General features: G+C 72.7%; 11 protein-coding genes and 2 pseudogenes. 10 read left to right on the top strand and 3 right to left on the bottom strand.

Going from position 1 to position 13921, the window contains the following annotated elements; translation table 11 throughout:
* Nucleotides 1–112 precede the first annotated feature (112 nt).
* The 5 genes from ACWD0A_RS30235 to ACWD0A_RS30215 are packed head-to-tail and all read left to right on the top strand — an operon-like array spanning nucleotide 113 to nucleotide 6131.
* Nucleotides 113–1591: an ABC transporter substrate-binding protein gene (locus ACWD0A_RS30235; protein ID WP_451303230.1), complete on the top strand. Its 1479-nt coding sequence runs from the start codon at nucleotides 113–115 to the stop codon at nucleotides 1589–1591.
* 35 nt (nucleotides 1592–1626) lie between these two features.
* On the top strand, nucleotides 1627–3318 hold the full coding sequence (locus ACWD0A_RS30230) for an ABC transporter permease subunit (RefSeq protein WP_451303228.1): 1692 nt from the start codon (nucleotides 1627–1629) through the stop codon (nucleotides 3316–3318).
* Nucleotides 3308–4246, top strand: a complete 939-nt coding sequence (locus ACWD0A_RS30225) for an ABC transporter ATP-binding protein (protein WP_451303226.1) — start codon at nucleotides 3308–3310, stop codon at nucleotides 4244–4246. The genes ACWD0A_RS30230 and ACWD0A_RS30225 overlap by 11 nt, the downstream gene beginning before the upstream one ends.
* On the top strand, nucleotides 4243–4923 hold the full coding sequence (locus ACWD0A_RS30220) for an ATP-binding cassette domain-containing protein (RefSeq protein WP_451303224.1): 681 nt from the start codon (nucleotides 4243–4245) through the stop codon (nucleotides 4921–4923). Before ACWD0A_RS30225 ends, ACWD0A_RS30220 begins: the two co-directional genes overlap by 4 nt.
* Nucleotides 4923–6131 carry an MFS transporter gene (locus tag ACWD0A_RS30215; RefSeq protein ID WP_451303222.1) on the top strand — a complete coding sequence of 403 codons (1209 nt, stop codon included), beginning with the start codon at nucleotides 4923–4925 and terminating at the stop codon, nucleotides 6129–6131. Before ACWD0A_RS30220 ends, ACWD0A_RS30215 begins: the two co-directional genes overlap by 1 nt.
* Nucleotides 6132–6549: 418 nt before the next feature.
* Here the strand turns inward: ACWD0A_RS30215 and ACWD0A_RS30210 are convergent.
* Nucleotides 6550–7352: pseudogene (locus ACWD0A_RS30210) on the bottom strand (ABC transporter permease subunit); the annotation flags it as partial.
* 103 nt (nucleotides 7353–7455) lie between these two features.
* The gene (locus tag ACWD0A_RS30205; RefSeq protein WP_451303220.1) at nucleotides 7456–8298 is read right to left on the bottom strand and encodes a hypothetical protein; all 843 of its coding nucleotides are present in this window, start codon (nucleotides 8296–8298) and stop codon (nucleotides 7456–7458) included.
* Nucleotides 8299–8857: 559 nt separating this feature from the next.
* Between ACWD0A_RS30205 and ACWD0A_RS30200 the strand changes: the two genes are divergently transcribed.
* The 4 genes from ACWD0A_RS30200 (at nucleotide 8858) to ACWD0A_RS30185 (ending at nucleotide 11970) form a co-directional block, all read left to right on the top strand.
* Complete coding sequence (locus ACWD0A_RS30200; RefSeq protein WP_451303218.1) at nucleotides 8858–9439, top strand: hypothetical protein; 582 nt, start codon at nucleotides 8858–8860, stop codon at nucleotides 9437–9439.
* A 54-nt stretch (nucleotides 9440–9493) separates the two neighbouring features.
* Nucleotides 9494–9859, top strand: a complete 366-nt coding sequence (locus ACWD0A_RS30195) for a phage holin family protein (RefSeq protein WP_451303216.1) — start codon at nucleotides 9494–9496, stop codon at nucleotides 9857–9859.
* Entirely contained in the window at nucleotides 9835–10515 is a 681-nt protein-coding gene (locus ACWD0A_RS30190; protein ID WP_451303214.1) for a DUF3618 domain-containing protein, read from the top strand. The genes ACWD0A_RS30195 and ACWD0A_RS30190 overlap by 25 nt, the downstream gene beginning before the upstream one ends.
* Nucleotides 10516–11226: 711 nt before the next feature.
* Nucleotides 11227–11970, top strand: a complete 744-nt coding sequence (locus ACWD0A_RS30185; RefSeq protein ID WP_451303212.1) for a hypothetical protein — start codon at nucleotides 11227–11229, stop codon at nucleotides 11968–11970.
* A 19-nt stretch (nucleotides 11971–11989) separates the two neighbouring features.
* Here the strand turns inward: ACWD0A_RS30185 and ACWD0A_RS30180 are convergent.
* Nucleotides 11990–12425: pseudogene (locus tag ACWD0A_RS30180) on the bottom strand (CBS domain-containing protein).
* Nucleotides 12426–12622: 197 nt separating this feature from the next.
* Here ACWD0A_RS30180 and dnaK point away from each other — a divergent pair.
* Nucleotides 12623–13921 (top strand): molecular chaperone DnaK (dnaK, locus tag ACWD0A_RS30175; protein ID WP_451303210.1); only part of this gene is annotated, 1299 nt, incomplete at its 3' end.

The raw sequence follows: 13921 nt of genomic DNA, 5'->3' as shown, positions 1-13921 counted from the left end.
TTAACGAAAACGATTATCATCGTGCTAGGGTCGGGCACTCCCTCCGCAACGCGCCTCCCAGGGGTTTTCCTTGCCTTCGTTCGAACGTTCACGTATACGCCGCCGGGGACTTGTGCTCCCGACCGCCCTGGGAGCCTGCTCGGTCCTGCTCACCGGCTGCTTCGCCGGCACCGGATCCCCGGGCGCCGGCCCCGGCGACGGCGGGCCCGGCCGCGTGCGGGTCGCGATGATGCAACCGCCGCGCTCCGGGCTCTCGCCGCTGTCCGACGACGCCTTCAAGCTGTCGCGCTGGTCCACCGCCGAGACGCTCGTCGAGCTGGACCGTGACGGCAACGCCGAGCCCGGGCTGGCGACCGGCTGGAAACAGTCCGGGAAGACCTGGACGTTCACCGTGCGCGAGGGGGTGACCTTCCACGACGGGACCGGCCTGACCGCCCACTCCGTCGTCACGTCGCTGCGGGCCGCCGCGAGCGCCTCGCCCAAACCGCGCATCCTCGACGGCGTCGACCTCTCCGTGAAGGCGCTCGGCCCCCGTACCGTCGCCGTCACCACCGCCGCGGCCGACCCGCTCCTCCCTCAGCGGCTCAGCTCGCCGCAGCTGTCGGTCCTGGCCGCCAAGGCGTACCGGGGCAGGACAGTCGATCCCGTGGGCGCCGGCACCGGCCCGTTCGAACTCGTGAAGGTGAACGGCTCCGCGTCGGCGACGCTCGACCGCTACGACGGCTACTGGGGCGGCAAGGCGAAAGCCGCCGGCATCGACGTGACGTTCGTCCCCGACGGCACGGCGCGCGCTGCGGCCCTGCGCAGCGGCGAGGCCGACATCGTCGAGGCGGTACCGGTCTCCCAGGCCCGCCTGCTCGACGAGAAACTGATCACCGAAGTGCCGATGCCGCGCACCAACACCCTCTACCTCAACACCCGTTCGGGCCCCTTCGAGGACCCCGGACTCCGGGCGGCGGCGCGCGAGGCGATCGACGCCGAGGAGATCGTGCGCAGTGTCTACGAGGGCAGGGCCGACGTCGCGAAGGGCCTGCTGGGGCCGGCCCTGCCCTGGGCCGCGAAGCTGCGCCAGGACGTCCGGCACGGCGCGGCGGGCGAGCCGGACGGCACCGAGATCACGATCGGCACCTTCACGGACCGCGCCGAACTGCCCGAGGTCGCCCAGATCCTGCAACAGCAGCTCCAGGCCGCCGGTTTCAAGGTCAGGCTCGACGTGCGCGAGTACGCCAACATCGAAGCGGACGCGCTCGCGGGCGAGTTCGACGCGTTCGTCCTGTCCCGGGCCACCGTCCTCGACTCCGGCGACGCGGCGGCGTACCTCTACAGCGACTTCGCGAGCGAGGGTTCCTTCAACATCCCGCAGCTCGCCGACCCGGCCGTCGACAAGGCCCTGACCGAGGCGTCCGGGACCGCCGTCGGCGACGCCCGCCGCAAGGCGATCATGGGCGCCGAGGCGGCCGTGCTCGCCACCGACGCGGCCGTACCGATGCTGCACGAACGGGTCGTCCAGGGCGACGCGGCCGGGGTGACCGGCGCCGCGCACGACCCCCGCGAGCGCGAGCTCGTCACGACCGACACGTACGTCAGGTGAGGGCCCAACTCTCCCGGGCGCTTTGCCTGGCCGGCGTGCTCGTCGTCGTCGGACTGCTGCCCTGGCTCTCCGGCAAGGACCCGGCGCTGAGTTTGCTGCGTGCGAGGTCCGCCGAGCAGGAGCCGACCCCCGAGGCGCTGGCCGCCATCCGCGCCGACCTCGGCCTCGACGCGGGGCCGCTGGGCCTGCTCGGCCAGTGGGCGGCCGGGCTGCTCCGGGGCGACCTGGGCGTCTCCTGGGTCTCGGGTGCCGAGGTGCTGCCCTCGGTGGTCGCCGGCCTCCAGGTGTCCCTGACGCTGATGGGCGCGGCCCTGGCGGTCGCGCTCCTGGTGGCCGCCGCCCTCGTCGCACCGGTCCTGACACGGGGGCGGGGGACGTCCGGCGCATGCGCCGCCGTGCTCACGGCCGTGCCCGAATTCCTGCTGTCCACCGTGCTGTTGATCGTCGTGGGTGTGGGCCTCGGCTGGCTGCCGACCTCCGGGTGGGCCGGTCCGGCGCACCTCGTCCTCCCCGCGCTCGCCCTCGGCCTTCCCGCGGGCGGGCTGCTCGGCCGCCTGGTCGCCGAAGCACTGCCCGGCATCCTCGACGAGCGCTGGGCCCACCTGTGGCGCGGCGCGGGCGTCGGCCGCGCCCGGGTCGCCGCGGCCGCCCTGCGGCGCGTCCTTCCGCCGCTGGCGGGGCAGTTCGGGATGGTCGCGGTCGGTCTGACCGGCGGGGCGGTCGCGGTGGAGACCGTCTTCGCGATACCCGGCCTCGGCCGCACCACGCTCGGCGCCGTCAAGTCCCAGGACGTGCCCCTGCTCCAGGGCTCGCTGCTCTCCCTGCTGATCCTCGGGCTGCTCGCGGGTGCCGGCGCGGCCGCGCTGCGCCGGAGGCTGCTCGGCCCGGCTCTCCGGGAAGCAGGTCTGAGCCTGCCGGCGCCGCGCCCCGTGCGGGTGCCCGCACCAATCCCTGTGGTCCTCGGCGCCGTACTGGTCGGCGTGACCGGCTGGGGCCTGCTGCGCGATCCGTACGCCGTCGACACGGCCGCGCGGCTCGCCGCGCCGTCCGGGGCACACCCGCTCGGCGCGGACGCGCTCGGCCGTGACGTCCTGGCCCGGCTCGGGCACGGCGCGGCGGCCACGGTCGGCATGGCGGCCGCCGTCTGTCTCCTCGGCCTCGTCACCGCTCTCGCCCTCGGCTTCCTGCCGCACCTCGCCACCGGAGCGGCCGACATCGCCAACGCCCTGCCTCCCGTCATCGTCGGTGTGCTGGCCGCCGCCGTCGTCGGCCCCTGCGCCGACGGGGCTGCACTCGCCGTCGCCCTCGTGTCCTGGCCGGCGCTGACGGCCCACGCGGCGGCACTGGTCCAGGAGGTGCGCGCCTCGCAGTTCCTCCACGCCCAGAAGGCGATCGGCGCGAGCCCCGCCTGGATCCTGACCCGGCACGTCCTGCCCTCGGTGGCCGCCCCGGTCGCCCGGCACGCCGTGCTGCGCCTGCCCGGCATCGCGCTCGCCCTGGCGTCGCTCGGCTTCCTCGGGCTCGGCGCCCAGCCGCCGTCCCCCGAGTGGGGGCTGCTCCTCGACGAGTCCGCCGACTACGTGGAGCGCGCTCCGGTCGCGGCACTGGCCCCGGCCGTCGCCCTGGCCCTCCTCGCCGCGCTCGCCGTCACCCTGTCCGCGTACACCGGACCCCGGCACGCCGTACGGCCGGACCTGCGAAAGAGGACGACTTCCGTTGCCGTCTGACCCCCTCCTCTCGGTACGCGATCTGCGCGTCGCCTTCGGCGGCGCCGAAGCCGTCCGCGGTGTCTCCTTCGCCGTACGGCCCGGTGAAGTCCTCGCCCTCGTCGGCGAGTCCGGGGCCGGCAAGTCGCTGACCGCGCGGACCCTGCTCAACATGGCTCCCCACGACGCGTCCGTCACCGGCAGCGTGCTGCTCCGGGGCGAGCCCGTCACCCCTGCCGACTGGGGCCGGAGCGTCGCGTTCGTGCCGCAGGACGCCCTGTCGGCCCTGTCTCCCGTGCACCGCGTCGGCACCCAACTCGCCCTGGCCGTACGCTCCGTGCAGGCAGTGCCGAAGCGTGAGGCGCGCGCCAGGGCCGAGTTGGCCCTGGAGCAGGTCGGCATCCGGGGCGACCGCCTGGACGCGTTCCCGCACGAGTTCTCCGGCGGGATGCGGCAGCGCGCCGTCATCGCCATGGCCACGGTCAACGAGCCGGACCTGATCGTCGCCGACGAGCCGACCACCGCGCTCGACCCCGGGATGCGCGCCCAGGTCCTGACGGTGCTGGCCGAGCGGCGCGACGCGACGGGCGCCTCGCTCGTCCTGGTCACCCATGACCTCGACGCCGTGCGCGAGCACGCCGACCGGACGGCCGTCATGTACGCGGGGCGGCTCGTCGAGTACGGCCCCACCGACAGGATCCTGGCCCGGCCGCGGTCCCCGTACACCGCCGCGCTCCTCGCCTCCGTCCCGGCGGGCGACACTCCGCGCAAGTCCCGGCTGCCCGCCCTGCCCGGCCGCCCGCCGGCGCCGGGTGGCATCCCGCCCGGCTGCGCCTTCGCGCCGCGCTGCGCGCACACAACGGCCCGCTGCCGCACCGAACTCCCCGCGCCGCGGTCTCTGGAAGGGCGCGAGGTCGCCTGCCATCTCGACGTCCTGGAGTCCGTATGAGCACCCGGCCGCCCCTGCTGGACGTCAGCGACCTGGTCGTCCGGTACGGAGCGACGACCGCCGTCGACGGCGTGTCGTTCTCGGTCGACGCGGGCGAGACCGTCGGGCTGATCGGCCCCTCCGGCTGCGGCAAGTCGTCGACCGCCGCCGCCGTCCTCCAACTGCGCCGTCCGGACGGCGGCCGGGTCCGGTTCGCCGGCACCGACCTGACCGCGCTCGGCGAGAAGGAGCTGCGACGGACCCGGCCCCGCATCCAGCCCGTGTTCCAGGACCCCTACGGCACGCTCAGCCCCCGCAGGCGCGTCCGCGACCAGATCGCCGAACCCCTGCGCGTCCAGGGCCGCTGGGCCCGGGCGACCGGACCCGGCCGGGTCGAGGAGCTCCTCGGCATGGTCGGCCTCGACGCGTCCCACGGCGACCGGCTTCCGCACGAGCTCTCCGGCGGCCAGTGCCAGCGCGCCGGGATCGCCCGCGCGCTGGCGAGCGAGCCGGACCTGCTCGTGCTCGACGAGCCCGTCTCCGCTCTCGACCCCTCCCTGCGCGCCGCGATCGTCAACCTCCTGCTCGACCTCCAGGAGGAGCTGGGCCTCGGCTACCTGTTCATCTGCCACGACATGCCGGTCGTACGGCACTTCTGCGACCGTGTCCTGACCATGCGGGACGGCAAGCTCACCTGATGTCCCCGCTCGCGCGCCTGCTCGTCGCCAGTCAGTTCGCCTTCAACGTGGGCTTCTTCGCCGTACTGCCCTACCTCGCCGACCACCTGGGCGGCACGCTGGGTCTCGGCGGCGCCCTGGTCGGGCTGATCCTGGGGCTGCGCACCTTCAGCCAGCAGGGCATGTTCGTGGTCGGCGGCTCACTGACCGACCGCTACGGCCCCCGGCCCGTCGTCCTCGCCGGATGCGCGCTGCGGGTGGCGGGATTCGTCTGGCTGGGCACGGCCGAGTCCGCCTGGTCCGTGACCGCCGCCGTGGTGCTGGTCGGCTTCGCCGCGGCGCTCTTCTCACCCGCGGTGGAGAGCGAGATCGCGGGGGAGGCCGTACGGATGGAGCAGGCGGGCGGCCCCGTGCGCACGCGCGTGCTGGCCACGTTCTCGGCCGGCGGGCAGGCGGGAGCCCTGATCGGACCCCTCGTCGGCACGCTCCTGCTCGGCGAGGGCTTCCGCGGCGCGTGCCTGGCCGGTGCCGCCGTCTTCGCCGTGGTCCTGGCAGGTCACTGGCGGCTGATGCCCCGTGCCGAGGCCGCGGCCACACGCGAACGCCCCGCACTCCGCCCCCTCGTGCACAACCGCCGGTTCCTGTGCCTCGCCCTCGCCTACTCCACCTATCTGATCGCCTACAACCAGCTGTACCTCGCCCTGCCCGCCGAACTGGACCGTGCCACGGGCTCGCAGCAGGCGCTCGGCTGGCTCTTCGCACTCTCCTCGGCGATGGTCGTCTTCGGCCAGGTGCCCCTGGAGCGCCGGGCGTCGGCCCGGCTCGGCCTGACCGCGATGATCCGCTGCGGCCTGGCCCTGATCGCCGCCGCCTTCGCCGTGACCGGCGTCCTCCTGCCCCTGCGGGGGCTCTGGCCGGCCGTCTCCTTCGTCGTCCTGCTCACGCTCGGGCAGATGCTGGTGGTGCCCGCGGCCCGGGCATGCGTTCCCGAACTGGTCGACGCGCGCCGCCTCGGTCTGTTCACCGGCGCGCTCTCGTCCGTCTCCGGACTGCTCGTCCTCGCGGGCGGCGCACCGGCGGGAGCCCTCCTCGAACTCCGCGGCACGGTCCCCTGGCTGGCGCTGGGCACCGTCCCTCTCGTCGGTGTGCTGCTCGTGCCGCGCGTCGGCAGGGTGGGGGACCAGGTCGCTGAGAAGTCGTCAGAGAACCGGTCCTGTCAGAAGCGTTGACGAATCCCGGCACCGCGGGTCGGCCGGCGGGGCACCGGGGCCGGAGGTGTAGTGCTTCGGGCCCTGCACCCCCGACCTTTCCCAGGCGTGGGTACGGCTCCACGTCCCACCCCCGCTTGTCGAAGCCCTGGGCCCCGCCGTGCAGGCTGTTCGTGCCGTCGTTCACGGACAGCCGGTGTGTGGTGCCGTCCAGAGTGAAGCGGCCCCCGCGCCGCCGTTGGCGAGCGTCCAGCGGTACACCTTCGTGCCGTCGGGAAGCCTGCCGAGCAGTTCCCTCCCCCGGCCGCGGCCCGGCGAGGCGTACGAGGTGCCAGGGGCGCTCACCGCCGCGGTGGCCAGGCCCGCGGCGGCGGCAGCTGTCAGTAGGGTGCGTCTGCTCGTTTCCCTGCCCAGCTCCTGAATGCGGTAGAGGGGGTGACTAGCGGCCGACCTTGCGCTTGTTCCACACGTCGAACCCGACCGCGGCGAGCAGCACGAGTCCCTTGATCACCTGCTGGTGGTCCGTGCCGATGCCGACGAGCGACATGCCGTTGTTGAGCACGCCGGGGACCAGGCCGCCGATGACCGCGCCCATGACGGTGCCGACGCCGCCGCTCATCGAGGCGCCGCCGATGAACGAGGCGGCGATCGCCTCCAGTTCGAAGTTGAGGCCCGCCTGCGGGGTGCCGGCGTTCAGGCGCGCGGCGTACACACAGCCCGCGAGTGCCGCGAGGACACCCATGTGGACGAAGACGAGGAACGTGACGCGCTTGTCCTTGACGCCCGACAGCTTCGCGGCCGCCTTGGTGCCGCCGAGCGCGTAGACGTGCCGGCCGACGACCGCGTTGCGCATCACGTAGCCGAGGCCGATGCAGCGCGCACATGATGAGCATCGACGAGCACGCCGTGGAAACTCGCGAGCGTCAGCGTGAAGGCCACCACCGCGGCCGTCATCGCCACGCACTTCGCCGCCCACAGTCCCGTCGGCAGCACGTCGAGTTCGTAGGCGAGCTGCCGCTCGCGGTCCCGCCACTCGCGCAGCAGGAACGCGATGGCGACGAGCCCGGGGACGAGGGTCGGGTTGTGGTACTGCGTGTACGGACCCATCTCGGGGATGATCCCCTTGGCGATGTTCTGGAAGCCGTACGGAAAAGGGGCGAGGGACTGGCCCTCCAGGACGATCTGCGTCAGACCGCGGAACAGCAGCATGCCGGCCACCGTCACGATGAAAGACGGGATGCCGGACGCGGGGAAGGGCACGGCCGCCGCGTTCGGCGGCTGACACCGGCGATACGCGTCCGCCCGCAACGGCCGGGCCACCGCCCGGCCGTTGCGCAGGCCGGTGTCAGCCGGTGGGCGCCTGGTAGAGGCCGCGGCCGGCGCGGTGGGCGCGTGAGGTGGCGACGAGGCGGTCCAGGGTGCTGCGCACAGTGTTGATGGCGCCCGCGCTCTCGTCACGGCCGAGAGCCTGCGCGACGTCCCGCGCCCGCAGCGGGGTGCCGGCCTTCCCGGACAGGATGGCGATGACCTGCTCGGTGAGCCCGCCGTTGTCCTGCGCGACCGTGACAGCCGCCTGGGGCGATGCGGCCTGCTTGCCCTTCGTGGCCTGCTTGTCCAGTGCGGTCTTCGTGGTCTTCGCGGGCTTCGCTGCGGGCTTTGCGGTCTTGGTGGCCTTCGCGGTGGTGCGCTTCTTCGCCGGCCGGCGCGTGGCCGCCTGCGGAGCAGCGGCCTTGGGCGCGGCCTTCCTCTTGGCCCGGCTCGTGGCCTTGCGCGGCGTGGGAGAAGCGCTCTCGGCTCCGTCCGCGGGTGTTGTGGTGTCGGTGGTGTCGCTGTCACGGCTGACGTCGGCGGACTCGGCAGCCGGAGCGGGCTCCTGGACCGGTTCGGTCAGCGGTGCGGATTCCTGGGCGGGCTCCGGCGCGGGCTCCTCCGTTGCGGTGAGGGCCGGTGGTTCGTCGGCCACGGTCGGCGCGGCTTCGGCCTGCTGCTCCGAAGCACGGGGCCGCGGCACGGTCGTGGCAGCCAGCGCGCTGAGCGCCGACAGGGCGCTGCGCACGGATTCGAGCCGCTCGGAGACCACGGCGAGTTCCTTCTGGAGCGCCACCTGATGCTCTTCGAGGCGGGGAAGTTCCGCCTGCAGCAGTGCGGTTGTTGTTTCGATGGTGTCGGTGCTGGGTGTCGTCGGCATGACGCCCTCCTGGTCAGTTGGGGGGTGTGGCGTTCGGGTCGTTGTGATGCAGGGTACGGCCGATGTTGCGCGGCGGTCACCTTTCCTGAACATCCCCTTTCGCACAACGCACGACGGAGCAGGAAGTCACGATCCCAACGACGTCCGATTCCACGGCAGTTCGCCGACGGGGCCCGGGCCTGGGCGAAGACGGCGCCTGCGAACATTCGTTGCCCCGTCTCGCGTTCGCGGTGCCTGTTGTCGTCCGGTCGGGCTGTTGTCGTCCGGTCGGGCTGTTGTCCCCGCCGCTTCGGCCTCGGCGCAGGTGATGGCCCCGTGGGGGCCGCGGCCGGCCGGGGGAGTGCACGAGGTCCGGTCGGCGGCCCGGCAGGCCCACGGAGGCCGACCCACCTGGTCCGCGTCTCGGTCTGCAGTGTTTCACGGGCATACGGGGTGGTACCCGCGGCCCCAGGGAATCCGGAGGCGCCGTCCCGTCGCCCGGCCGGCTTGCGACCCGGGTGACGGCCCGCGAGGGGCGGGGTACGGCGCGGAGATCCGAGACCTGAAGGAGGAATGGTCCATGAGCGATGTCGGGCGTGCACAACAGACGGGACAGGCCGCCAGGGAACAGGCGTCGGCCACCGCCGGCCAGGCCGGCCAGGCGGTCGGCCAGGTGGGCGGGGTCGCCGCCGAGAAGGCCAGGAATGTGGCCGGCCAGGCCCGTGAACAGGCCGGTACGGCGGTGCGTGACCTCCAAGGGCGACTGAGGGAGGAGGCACGCGGGCAGACCGAGCGGTTCGCCGGAACGATGCGGCAGTGGGCCGACGACCTCGCGGGGCTGGCCGAGAACGCGCCGGGGGACTCCCCGGCCCGCAGCCTGGCGGCGCAGGCGGCGGACGGCGGCCACCGCGCGGCGGACTACCTGGACAAGCAGGGCGTGGAAGGACTGTTGGGCGATCTTCAGGCCTTCGCGCGCCGGCGGCCGGGAGCGTTCCTCGGCGGAGCGGTGCTCGCGGGACTGGTGGTGGGCCGCCTCGCGAAGGCGGGGACCCAGCAGAGCCGGTCCGCCGACCGGCAGCCTGCGGCCCAGGCCCGCGACGAGACGCCGCTGCCGCCGGCAGCCGCACCACGTGTCGGACTGCCGGGCCCTCCGGGAGTGTGACCCATGACCTCGATCTCACCGCACTCGGCGCGGCCGGGCGCACAGGACCGGTCGGTGGGCGAACTTCTCACGGCCGTGACCTCGGACGTGCAGCAGTTGTTCCGGCAGGAAGTCGAGCTGGCCAAGGCGGAGGTCCGTGAGGAGGCGACCAAGGCGGGCAAGGCCGCCGGGATGTACGGAGGAGCCGGGTTCGCCGGCTACATGGTGGCGTTGTTCGCTTCGCTGGCGGCGGTGTTCGGCCTGGCCAACGTGATGGACGCCGGCTGGGCGGCACTGATCGTCACCGGCGTGTGGGCGCTCGTCGGCGCTGTGCTGTTCGTGAAGGGCCGCGCGCGCATGCGGCAGGTGTCGCCGAAGCCGGAGCGGACCATGGAGACACTGAAGGAGGATGCGCAATGGGCACGTCACCCGACCAAATGAGGGCCGGGATCGAATCGACCCGGCGGCAGCTGTCCTACGACGTCGACCAACTGGCCGACCGCACCAGCCCGCGCCGGATGGCGCGACGCCGCAGTCGGCGCCTGCGGGGCGCGCTGTCCGGAGCACGCGACCGCGTGATGGGCACCGCCTCGCACGCCACGAGCCGCGCTCAGGGCGGAATGCAGGAGACCGCCCAGTCGGTGCAGGAAAGCGCGGGCCAGGCGGCGGACACCGTGCGCGACGCGGCCGGACAGGCGGGCGACGCGGCGAAGAGGGCCCCCGAGCAGGCCATGAGGCAGACACAGGGCAACCCGCTGGCGGCCGGACTGATCGCCTTCGGCGCAGGGCTGCTGGCAGCATCGCTGCTGCCGGCCTCAGAGGCGGAGCAGCAGGCCGCCGCCCAGCTGTCCGAGCAGGCCGGGGACGCGATCGAACCGGTCAAGCAGGCCGCCGTGGAATCCGCGCAGCGGCTGAAGGAGGACGCCACACAGGCCGCACAACAGGCAGGCGAGCAGGTCAAGGAGACGGCAGCGGAGGCGGCGCGCACGACCGGGGAAGAGGCACGTGACCGGGCCGCGCAGGTCGGCGAACAAGCCCGGGATTCCGGGAAGCAGGTCGCGGACGAGGCCCGCGGGCAGAGCCCCGGCACCATGTGAGGGCCATGAGCGTCTCCGGGCGCCGACAGCCGTTGCGCAGGCCGGGCGCCTCCTTCCCCGGCCTGCGCAACGGTGCACCGGCGGCCGACTTTCACAGCAACAGGGCCCGGCCACCGGCCTTGCCCCGCCCTACGGGTCCGCGCGGTCCGCTTCCCGCCCATGTCGTCAACACCCCTGTCGCCGCGCAGGAATCTGATGCGGTGCGCCCGGCACCCGGAGGCAGACGCGTGAGCCCGGCGGACACGGGCCCCGAGGACCCGGGCAGCGAGCCGGCGCCGCCGCTGTCCGCGCTGTCACCCAGGCGGTCCCGTGCCGCCGTGACGCGCCTGCTCTCCCGGGCGTTCGAGGGGCCCGTTGTCGTGGAGTCCTGCGAACAGCTGGTGCCCTGGGCCGTTCTGCGCGCACGCCTGGCCGACCCGGGGCCCGGCCGGCCCTCGACGGTGATCGTGAAGTGGGCGCGTCACAACGCCGTGGGACGTCGCACCGAGCCCGACCGGATCCGCACCGAGTTCGCGGCCCTGTGCTTCCTCGCCCGGGACCTGTGTCTGTCCCTGGCACCGCGTCCCCTCGCCCTCGACCCCGCCGGCCCGCTGATCGCGCTGGAGGACCTGGGGCCGCGCCATTCGCTGGAGACGGTGCTGCGCGAGCGAGGAGCCGGGGACGCGACGATCCCACACCTGATCGCCTTCGCGGAGGCGTTGCGAAGGCTGCATGCCACCGACGGCGGGCGAAGCGGCCCGGTTCCGCGAGCGCATGCCGGAGGCCGGCGGCGTCGAACGCGGCTCGGAAGGCGAGGCGCCTTCCGAGCGGACCGTCCGCGCAGCCGTCGCGTTCGCCGCGTCGATGGGCGCCGGCGTCACCGGCCCCGCCGAGGCGGACCTCGCGGCGGCACTGGAGGAGTTGGCCGATCCGGGTCCCTTCCTCACCCTCACCAACGGCGGCTCCGGTGTGAACAACTTCCTGCTCGGTGACACCGGCGGCCGCCTCATCGACTTCGAGGCCGCCGGCTTCCGGCACGCCCTCACCAGCGCGTCGAACCTCCATGTGCCCGGCCCGCGGTGGATCACGGTGGCCGACCCCGTCGCACTGGGCGTGGAGGACGCCTACCGCACGGCGCTCGGGGCCACGGTCCCTCAGGCGCTCGACGACCGCTGGTTCGGCTTCGGCATGGCGGCAGCCACTCTGGCGCACGCCCTCCAGCGGCTCGGCCGCCTGCCGGTGCTGCTCCGCCGCGCCCCGGACGCCAGTCATCGGCAGATGATCTCCACACTGGAGACGGCCGCGCGTGCGGCCGAAACACACTGCGCGTTGCCCGGCCTGGCAGGCTGGGCCCGGCGCGTCGCGGACATGCTCCGCCGCCGCTGGAGACACGCAGATGCCGATTTCACCGCCTGTCCGGCGTTCACTCCGCGATCGACACCATGGGCCGGCCCCGAGGGACCGGCCGCACCGTGACGGACTGTCGGGCGATTCTCTACGTGGCCGCGTAGACGTGGGTCGCGAACTCCGCGATCTGTTCGTCGCTGAGGTTCTTCGCGACGTTGGCCTCGGTGATCATCCCGACCAGGCGGTGGCCGCCCGCGACGTCGATCACCGGCAGGCGCTTGATGTGATTGCTCTCCATGACCTCCAGGACCTCGGAGGCTTCCGCCTCTGCGTCGATCCAGTGCAGGGTCCCGCCCAGCGAACCGGCCTGAACGGTCGCCGGGTCGATCCCCTCCGCGCAGCATGTGACGACGATGTCGCGGTCGGTCACCAGGCCGATGAGCCTGTTGTTGTCACCGCAGATGGGCAGGCATCCGACGTTCAGATCGCGCATCATCCTCGCCGCGTTGTGCAGCGAATCGTGCGCCCCCCACGCAGTGCACTCCGCTCGTCATGATGTCTCGGGCTCTCAGCTGTCCGGCCATGTTTCCTCCCGGTGTCGTCAGCGTGTTCCGCCCACACTTCGATGAGACCACGCCCCGCGCCGGGGTGCTCCCGGGCGCAACGCACGGTCCCGGGCGACGGAGCGACCGTCGCAGCCGGATCTCCGTCCGTCTTGACTTGATCGGAGACAGGATTTACGCAGGACATACCGGCAGTTCCTGTCTCCGAGGAGGCTGCGATGACACGAGCAGTGGGCATCGATTTGGGAACGACGAATTCCGTGGTCTGTGTCCTGGAAGGCGGCGAGCCGACGGTCGTCACGAACACCGAGGGCGCGAGGACCACGCCGTCGGTCGTGGCGTTCGCCAAGAACGGCGAGGTGCTCGTCGGGGAGCTCGCCAAGCGGCAGGCCGTGACGAACGTGGAGCGCACCGCCCGGTCCGTCAAGCGGCACATGGGCGAGGGCGGCTGGCACTTCCCGGCGTCCGGGGACATCGACGGCAAGCGGTACACCGCCCAGGAGATCTCGGCCCGCGTGCTGCAGAAGCTGAAGAGGGACGCCGAGGCGTATCTCGGCGAGGACGTCACGGACGCTGTGATCACCGTCCCGGCGTACTTCAACGACGCGCAGCGCACCTCCACGAAGGAGGCGGGGCAGATCGCGGGTCTGAACGTCCTGCGGATCATCAACGAACCGACGTCCGCCGCTCTCGCCTACGGCCTGGACAAGGGCAACGACCAGACGATCCTCGTCTTCGACCTCGGGGGCGGCACGTTCGACGTGTCGCTGCTGGAGATAGGTGAGGGTCTGGTGGAGGTGAAGGCGACCAACGGGGACACGCACCTGGGCGGTGACGACTGGGACGAGCGGATCGTCGACCACCTGGTGAAGCAGTTCAAGAACGGCTACGGCGTCGACCTGTCCAAGGACAAGATGGCGTTGCAGCGTCTGCGCGAGGCGGCCGAGCGGGCCAAGATCGAGCTGTCGTCGTCGACCGAGACGACGATCAACCTGCCGTACATCACGGCGTCCGCCGAGGGGCCGCTGCACCTGGACGAGAAGCTCACCCGTGCCCAGTTCGAGCAGCTGACGGCGGATCTGCTGGAGCGCTGCAAGACCCCGTTCCACAACGCCGTCAAGGACGCCGGGATCAAGGTCTCGGACATCGACCATGTGATCCTGGTCGGCGGTTCGACCCGTATGCCGGCGGTGACGGAGCTGGTGAAGGAGCTGACCGGCGGCAAGGAGGCCAACAAGGGTGTGAACCCGGACGAGGTCGTCGCGATCGGCGCCTCGCTCCAGGCCGGTGTCCTCAAGGGTGAGGTCAAGGACGTCCTGCTCCTCGACGTGACGCCGCTGTCCCTCGGTATCGAGACCAAGGGCGGCATCATGACGAAGCTCATCGAGCGCAACACCACGATCCCGACCAAGCGCTCGGAGGTCTTCACGACGGCCGAGGACAACCAGCCGTCGGTGCAGATCCAGGTCTACCAGGGCGAGCGCGAGATCGCGGCGTACAACAAGAAGCTCGGGATG

It is taken from the genome of Streptomyces sp. NPDC002867 (assembly GCF_053591895.1).
This window is presented reverse-complemented; position numbering and strand designations above follow the sequence as displayed.

Bases quoted from the DNA above. Each gene is read 5' to 3' on its own strand.
- ACWD0A_RS30220 (WP_451303224.1), top strand. From the start codon at position 4,243: ATGAGCACCCGGCCGCCCCTGCTGGACGTCAGCGACCTGGTCGTCCGG.
- ACWD0A_RS30215 (WP_451303222.1), top strand. From the start codon at position 4,923: ATGTCCCCGCTCGCGCGCCTGCTCGTCGCCAGTCAGTTCGCCTTCAAC.
- ACWD0A_RS30205 (WP_451303220.1), bottom strand. From the start codon at position 8,298: ATGCCGACGACACCCAGCACCGACACCATCGAAACAACAACCGCACTG.
- ACWD0A_RS30200 (WP_451303218.1), top strand. From the start codon at position 8,858: ATGAGCGATGTCGGGCGTGCACAACAGACGGGACAGGCCGCCAGGGAA.
- ACWD0A_RS30190 (WP_451303214.1), top strand. From the start codon at position 9,835: ATGGGCACGTCACCCGACCAAATGAGGGCCGGGATCGAATCGACCCGG.
- ACWD0A_RS30185 (WP_451303212.1), top strand. From the start codon at position 11,227: ATGCCACCGACGGCGGGCGAAGCGGCCCGGTTCCGCGAGCGCATGCCG.